This is a genomic window from Ferrimicrobium sp. (assembly GCF_027364955.1).
Taxonomy (GTDB): Bacteria; Actinomycetota; Acidimicrobiia; order Acidimicrobiales; family Acidimicrobiaceae; genus Ferrimicrobium.
The window spans coordinates 21,060-28,155 of record NZ_DAHXOI010000025.1 but is presented as its reverse complement, the minus strand read 5'-3'; the positions used below and the strand labels follow the sequence as shown (position 1 = coordinate 28,155).

At 55.9% G+C, this 7,096-nt stretch carries 6 protein-coding genes; 1 reads left to right on the top strand and 5 read right to left on the bottom strand.

The annotated features are described in order from the left end of the window. Window positions 1–205: 205 nt before the first annotated feature. On the bottom strand, window positions 206–1,234 hold the full coding sequence (locus M7Q83_RS11985; protein ID WP_298339112.1) for a site-specific integrase: 1,029 nt from the start codon (window positions 1,232–1,234) through the stop codon (window positions 206–208). Between the two features lie 763 nt (window positions 1,235–1,997). Here M7Q83_RS11985 and ltrA point away from each other — a divergent pair. Beyond that, window positions 1,998–3,344 carry a group II intron reverse transcriptase/maturase gene (ltrA, locus tag M7Q83_RS11980; RefSeq protein WP_366526413.1) on the top strand — a complete coding sequence of 449 codons (1,347 nt, stop codon included), beginning with the start codon at window positions 1,998–2,000 and terminating at the stop codon, window positions 3,342–3,344. 378 nt (window positions 3,345–3,722) lie between these two features. On the opposite strand, the gene M7Q83_RS11975 is transcribed toward ltrA, so the two are convergent. The 4 genes from M7Q83_RS11975 to M7Q83_RS11960 all read right to left on the bottom strand — a co-directional run bounded on the left by M7Q83_RS11975 (window position 3,723) and on the right by M7Q83_RS11960 (window position 6,874). Next, complete coding sequence (locus tag M7Q83_RS11975; RefSeq protein ID WP_298339118.1) at window positions 3,723–4,526, bottom strand: transposase; 804 nt, start codon at window positions 4,524–4,526, stop codon at window positions 3,723–3,725. Beyond that, entirely contained in the window at window positions 4,507–4,743 is a 237-nt protein-coding gene (locus M7Q83_RS11970) for a hypothetical protein (protein ID WP_298339108.1), read from the bottom strand. Before M7Q83_RS11970 ends, M7Q83_RS11975 begins: the two co-directional genes overlap by 20 nt. A gap of 189 nt (window positions 4,744–4,932) precedes the next feature. Next, complete coding sequence (gene istB / locus M7Q83_RS11965) at window positions 4,933–5,712, bottom strand: IS21-like element helper ATPase IstB (RefSeq protein ID WP_298339105.1); 780 nt, start codon at window positions 5,710–5,712, stop codon at window positions 4,933–4,935. After that, entirely contained in the window at window positions 5,705–6,874 is a 1,170-nt protein-coding gene (locus M7Q83_RS11960) for a hypothetical protein (RefSeq protein ID WP_298339102.1), read from the bottom strand. The genes istB and M7Q83_RS11960 overlap by 8 nt, the downstream gene beginning before the upstream one ends. Window positions 6,875–7,096: the final 222 nt, after the last annotated feature.

The following is a 7,096-nucleotide window of genomic DNA, read 5'->3' as shown; positions in this document are numbered from 1 at the left end:
AGGAGTGCCGGTGCCCTCCGGTACGCTGCACTATGACCCGATCGAATCCCAGCAAAGGCCAGTGCACACGCAAGGTAGCTCTTGCCCTTATGTGGAGCTCTACATAAAGGTAATTATGTAGAGCCCGGAGTTATGGTGAGGAACGGCCATCCGCTCCAGCAAGAGGGGCAGATGGCCGTCAAATGACTCTACATAACAAGGATCCCTATAATGCCCGTGTGCCTAGTTGAGTCAACCACCCCATGAGATCAGAATCTTCTGTCCATGACATCGGTGAAATGTCCATTGCTGGTATTGTCGCCGCCTCCAGAGCCTCTCGTTTCATTTTGGCATCAGCCCGAGCGTAGATCTCGGTGGTGGTTACATCGCTGTGACCCAACAAGTCCCGGATGTAAATGAGATTTACTCCAGCTTGGAGCAAGTGCATCGCCTTAGAATGGCGCATTACGTGTGGACTCACGGTGTCTGGAAATCCACCTGGGTAAAGTAGTCGGGCCGATTCGACGTACTTGTTCAATATATAGGTGATACCCCAGCGGCTCAGCGGATGGTGTTGGCGATTGAAAAACAGTGGATGATCCTGAGATTGAGGTCGTGTCAGCTGATACTGCACCATGTATTCGCTCACCAAGATAGCCGTTCCCGTCATTAGAGGTACGACCCTTCGTTTACTACCCTTACCTGTCAAGGTGATGACAGTCGGTTCGCTAAGGCGGAGATCGCGCACCCGAACATCGGCAATCTCCTGTACCCGGGCACCTGTGTCATACAAAGGCGCCAATAAGGTAGTGTCCCGGTGACCCCTGCTGGTCTGACGATCAGGTTGTGCCAAGAGCATTTTCATCGCTTCAGGTGTTAGGTATGTGACGATGGGTTGTGTCGTCTTTTTCCACGGGATCCCGAGAATCCGCTGAGTCATCTCAATCGACTCTGGCGCCTCGTACGAAACCCAGCGAAAGAAGGCTCGCAATGCGGCAAGTCGTTGGTTACGCGTGGCCACACCGGAGTGGCGAGAGGATTCCAGCCAATCGAGAAACGCCTCAATGCAGGAACGGTCGATCTGAGAAAGTGTAATGTACTCGAATTCCCAACCCCTTTCCTCATGGCCAAAGCGAAGTAGTAGCTTGAAGGTATCTCGGTACGACTCAATAGTGTGGCTGCTCAAACTGCGCTGAGCAGGCAGGTGTTGACTCAAATAGCGGGTCAGCAAACGAGCAAAATCAGTGGTACTCACCGACGCTCACCTCCTCCAGGAATGATGGAACCGAAATGTTGTTCCACGGTCATAACGATTGCCGGATATAAGTCGGCCGTGAGCCGCAGGTAGTCTTGGGTGCTTTTGAGTCCCACGTGACCCATATAGGCTGAGAGGTACGGTAGGGCGACGGTAAGATCGACCCCGTCCAGAACCCATTTCTTTAGCCTGGATCCACGTGCGTCCAGAAGCTCGGACGTATATCACAGCAAACAAGGAGGTCAGATGACATAGACCGAGCGACAAGCTCACGATAGCTAGCCGGTGAGAGTCCGGTCCAAGGAGACGCCAGAGTCCTTGGTAGAGAAGCCCCCGGTTTAGATAGAGATGTCTGGGTCGAAGCGGGGTGGATCAAATGTGCGGTCCGCAGCATAAAGCGAATTCTGCAGCGTCGTTATTACTCCTGTATTACACAGGTTCAGGAGGGAGCCGAGCCCGTTGTGTTTGGGCGAAGGCCATGGAAGACACCTCAGGAATCTGGAGCGGGTGTCGAAGAACCCTCCGGCGTAGGGGAAGTGGAACGTACAGAAAGGTGTCGTGGGAACTGGAGAGGCCCTCCTTGGCCCTGATTGAAGCGGAGATCAGGAACGAACCTATCTATAACCGGTGCTCCCGGGAAGTGATAGGCGGCCAAGAGGGAATCGGAGGGGCCATAGTAGTGATGACGGTTGGGACAACATAACCCAACTAGAGCGAAGGGCCCCTACTTCATCAACGCATGACGTGAAAGAGAGGAACGCTCATGAGTGCTGAGCAATCAGCTAGGACCATAAGACAAGCCGACGGCTTGGACCCCGTTCGAGCTCTCCAACGTGTGCTATATCGCAGTGCCAAGCAGAATCGGACACGTCGATTCCACGCCCTATACGATAAGCTCACCCGCAGTGACGTGATGTATAGAGCCTGGTCTGACGTGGCCAGGAACCAAGGGGCCCCAGGGATAGACAAGGTGAGCATCACCGACATCTCCTCCGGTGGTCCCGAGTCGATACAAGCCTTCCTAGACATACTCACCGAGGAGCTACGGACCGGTACCTACCGACCCAAACCCCTTAGGAGAGTACATATTCCAAAGCCGGGTAGACCGGGCGAGACCCGTCCACTTGGCATTCCATGCGTGAGAGACCGCGTGATAATGGCAGCCGCGAAGCTGGTTCTCGAACCAATCTTCGAGGCTGACTTCTCACCGGTAAGTTTCGGCTTTCGTCCAAAGCACTCTCCACACCAAGCCCTCGAAGTCGTAAGGACTACGGCCAACAAGGGAATGACATGGATACTCGATGCCGACATCAAGGCCTGCTTTGACACAATCGACCATGACAAGCTCATGGCCCAGATTGAACGTCGCGTCGTTGACCGGCAGATGTTAAAGCTCCTTAGAAGCTGGCTCCGAGTAGGGATCTTTGAAGGCGGAGTGGTATCTGAACCAACTTCAGGTGTCATCCAAGGCTCACCACTTTCCCCGTTGCTCGCCAACATAGCGCTCAATGTCCTCGATGAGGTATGGGCGGACAAAGGCAAGCGACTCGGGACACTGGTGCGCTACTGTGACGACTTTGTCGTCCTCTGTCCCACCAAGGAACGAGCCGAACAAGCCCGCTCCCTTGTAGAAGAAACCCTGGTCCCCCTCGGGCTGGTTCTCCACCCCGGCAAGACCAAGGTAGCAAATCTACGAGAAGGCACAGAGGGCTTTGACTTCCTGGGCTTTCACCATCGTATGGTGAAGTCCCACAAGTACACGGGTCGTTACTACCTCAACAAATGGCCCTCACCAAAAGCCATGGCATCTATCAGGTCGAAAATTATAGACCTGACCCAGCCACGACAGGTGGGCCGTCCATTTGAAGCAGTAGTCGAAGAACTTAACCCGGTACTCCGTGGTTGGGGCACCTACTTCTGTCAGGGTAACTCCTCGGCCAAGTTCGGTGCAATCGACTCCTACGTGCATGAGAGAATGGCGAAGCTAGCCTCCAGGAAGTACGGCCTATCCGGCTTCAACTGGACGGACCGCTTCACATGGAAATGGCTAGGTAACCTTGGAATCTACCGACTCACCGGAACCATACGCTATCCGAACGCGCATGCCTGACGAATGAATGATGTCGGAAAGCCGTGTGCGGGAGAATCGCATGCACGGTTTGATAGGGGGCTGCTGGGGAGGCTCACTCCAGTCGTGGGGGCTGTTGGTCCCAGGCGGTGGGCTGGAAGATGCCACCATATAGCCTGGTCGGGATCTCAACCGCGATTGGACGATGCTCAACCAGTGGCCTACCTTACCGACGCACCCCGGTTTCGGGGTGAGGCGGTGGTCCTGAGGTTGTGATTGTGTGTCATTGAGTGAACCCGTGGCTCTGGATCGGAGCTGACCCGAGTCGGGACGTGATGGGTTAGAGGTTGGTTTTGGTCTTTCGTTTGTGGGGCGCCTGGAGAGTGTACTTGTGACCGCGCTTAGAGTCGGGGTAGTTCCCTAGATAGGAACTGGTTCGAGTGCTCGGAGGGTGATGAGTGCTCTCATGAAGCTCTTGGCCCATGGCCAACGAGCCGGGGTACGAAGCGTGATCTTCCCCGATCGGTTGACAAGGCGTCCCGCCAGAGCGATGAAGTTTCTCCGAAAGCTACGAGCGATGACCATCGATTCACTCGGAGTGATCTCACCAAGGTAGCTCACCTGACGCATCAGGTTATGGGCAAGGATGGCATGGGAGAGCCAGGCACTGTTGGCATCGAACTTACCAGAGGGGATATGTTCGAGTCCTGCTCCCTCCTTTAAGTCTTTGATGGAGAGTTCAACCCGTGCTCGGTTCCGGTGGAACTGATCTATCTCAACGGCGCAACCCTTGAGATCGGTAACGAATCCGAAGTGACGCCAGTTAGGAAAGAGCTCTGCCTGGGGACCAATGAGGCGGGTACGACGGATGATGAGACGTCTGCCCTTATAGGTAGTCTGGGCTACTTGGGCCTCACCATTGTCGGTGTAGTCAATCGGTATCCAAGAATCGGAGTCAATAGCCTCTATCAGGGACTTTATCCCCTTGGCGTTTGCATGGACCGCCATGGTGTAGGACACTCCTAGTCGTTCTAGTTCCTTTAACGTCGCCTCTGATTGGTACCCGGAGTCAAAGCGGATGGTGATCTTGCCAGTCGCCCCGGCTCGTCGACACCTAGGGATGAGCTCTTGGACAAAGCGCTTGGTCCCCCTCTGGGTATTGGCTGAGCCCTTTCGCATGCGACCATGAAGTACCTCACCGGTGTCAGAGCGAACGGCGAGGATTGGGTGATAGCCGAGCTTCTTGGTATAGCCATAGGCAGCTCCTCAGCTTGTGATACCCAGAGACCTCACAGATCGTAGAGTCGATGTCGATCACCATGGGATCATCTCCTGGGGCCAGACCCATTCCCCAAGCACGGGTGAGCTCTGCCTCGATCACCTCATCTAATTGACGGACGTGACCAAAGGTGAAGGTGTTAACGGTCACGAAAACCTGCACACTCACGGACACCTAAATTGCACGGGTACGGTCACTGGTTTTGCATGGGTTAGNNNCACCATTGTTAACGGTCACGAAAACCTGCACACTCACGGACACCTAAATTGCACGGGTACGGTCACTGGTTTTGCATGGGTTAGGGATGGGTCCTAGGGGGTTGGGTACTCAGTTAGGCGAGTAAAGAACGGTCTAAGGTTGGAGTGGCATCACCCCCTTTCCTGCCAAGGCTTGCGCGAGACGAATGGACTCGCCACTGGTTTCAATGATATGGGCATGGTGGGCAAGTCGATCCACCAGTGCTGTTGCCAGTGAGGGAGACGTGAGGATCTGGTCAAAGGAACTCAAGGCGAAGTTGGAGGTCACAACGACAGAGGTTACTTCATAGGCGGTCTCAATGACGCGATAGAGGGCCTCTGAGGCGTCTTGGTCGATCGGTAAGATCCCGACGTCGTCAATCACGATGAGATCCAACCGCTTGAGCTTGCCCAGTGTGCCGGGTACGGTATCGGTCAACTTCGCCGTCACCATCATCTGGGTGATCGTCTCTGGCCGGTACCAGGCGACCCTCATGCCGGCCTCGATCCCCTCAGAGGCCAGAGCCTCGGCAAGGAAGCTCTTGCCTGTCCCTGGGGGTCCACAGAGCACGAGGTTCTCCTTACGCCTCACCCACTCCATCGTGGCGAGCGCGTTCACGACGTGGGTCGGGATCGAGGACACCGAATGGTCAAAGCCTGCCAGAGTCCGCGATCCTGGGAGGTTGGCTGCACTGCGCCGCAGTGACAGCGTCGCCGCATTCCTTCCCGTGATCTCGGTCTCAAGGAGTACGCGGATGAGCTCAATGGGGTCCCATCGTTGAGCCTTGGCCGTAAGGGCCAGATCGAAGAAGTTACGCCGTAGATGGGGTAACCGGAGTCGCTTGGCCATCTCGGTGATCTCTTGGGCTACTGGGTTGCTATCGGCCTCAGTCATGGGTTGCGCTCCTCTCGAGTTGGGCATAGGGCCGGGTAGAGCCCCCGAGGCTCGTTGGTTCTGGCTTCACTGACTTTGTCTGGACTCTGATCCTCTTGGCTTTCAACAGCAATGCGGAGATCACCGCGGTGTCAAACTCCTTGACGCGAAGTGATGCCTCCATCGCCCAGATGGCGTCGTTGGGTTCAACGGTTAGGAACATCTCAATGGAGCCAGGGATCCTGTCAGCCCCCACATTGGCCGCATGCTCAAGCCACGTACTTGCAACCGGGGAGATCGCAAGGAACTTGGCTTGAGTTGCACTGGTGGGTATTGGGTGACGCACGAGCGGTCCACTTGGATGGCTGGGATCTTTGTGCTGATCTGAGATGACATACCCATAGGGCTCACCTCGCTTGTGACGGGCAACCTCGGTCGCTCGTTCTTGCACCACGGTGACGATCACCACCTCGTCGCCTACCTCGCGGACATAGACGGTAGATCCTCGCAGGCTGGGGTCCACCGAGTATCCGCAGCGACGATAGCGTACGATGCCCATGTTGGCCTCCACTTTGCGCATCACCCCGTAGGCGGCCACATAAGGCGTGGCCGGCAGTGGAGAGAACAGGGATCGTTCCTCGTCGAGCACGAGGGCTGGGATCTTGCCTGAACTGGCGTGGACCTTGCCATTGATCTCTCGGTTGAACTCGGCAATGGCCTCCTCTAACTGTTCAAGGCTCTCGTAGGCATCGATAAGATTGGTATCTCTTGGACACAGGTGCTCCTTTGCCACCCGCACCGCTCGCTCAACCCCACCCTTCGAGGCTGGGTCATAGGGGACGCAGGTCCACAAGCTAAACCCGTAGGCACTGGCGAACTTGACCATCTTGGCGTTGAGCACCCCAATACCAGCCACGTGCGTAGTAGCGGCAGTCTTGGCGTTGTCGGTGAGCACGTAGCGAGGAACCCCACCAATCATGACAAAGCAGGTGTGAAGCGCTGCGATCACGTTTGGGAGGGACTGGTCTGGGATGCGTTGGACGAGGCGGTGACGTGAGTAGGGCAGGTAGAAGTGAAACAACGTAGTCTTTACTCCACCGACCACAGGCCCGTCAGAGAAGTCGTACTGTGCCCACTTGCCAGGCTCGAAGGATCCGTGGTGGAGCAACTGGAACCTGTTCATGAAACGGCAGTGCACCGGAATGCAAGACTGGCTGCTGGAATCTCCAATGAAACTGTGGGGCTCTGTCGAGCTGGGATCCGGGGTGCGACAGGTACTCCCCATCGAGCGAACCCACTACGCGGGGACCATGTGTGCCGCCGCGCCAGGTTTCGAAGCAAACTCGTCCATCAACTCCCAGTTGGGAAGGGGTAGTGAGGTTTCGGATAAAGGGGCGGATGTGCC

Excerpts from the sequence above, each read along its gene's own strand:
- istB (WP_298339105.1), bottom strand. The coding sequence starts at position 5,712 with ATGACTGAGGCCGATAGCAACCCAGTAGCCCAAGAGATCACCGAGATG.
- M7Q83_RS11960 (WP_298339102.1), bottom strand. The coding sequence starts at position 6,874 with ATGAACAGGTTCCAGTTGCTCCACCACGGATCCTTCGAGCCTGGCAAG.
- ltrA (WP_366526413.1), top strand. The coding sequence starts at position 1,998 with ATGAGTGCTGAGCAATCAGCTAGGACCATAAGACAAGCCGACGGCTTG.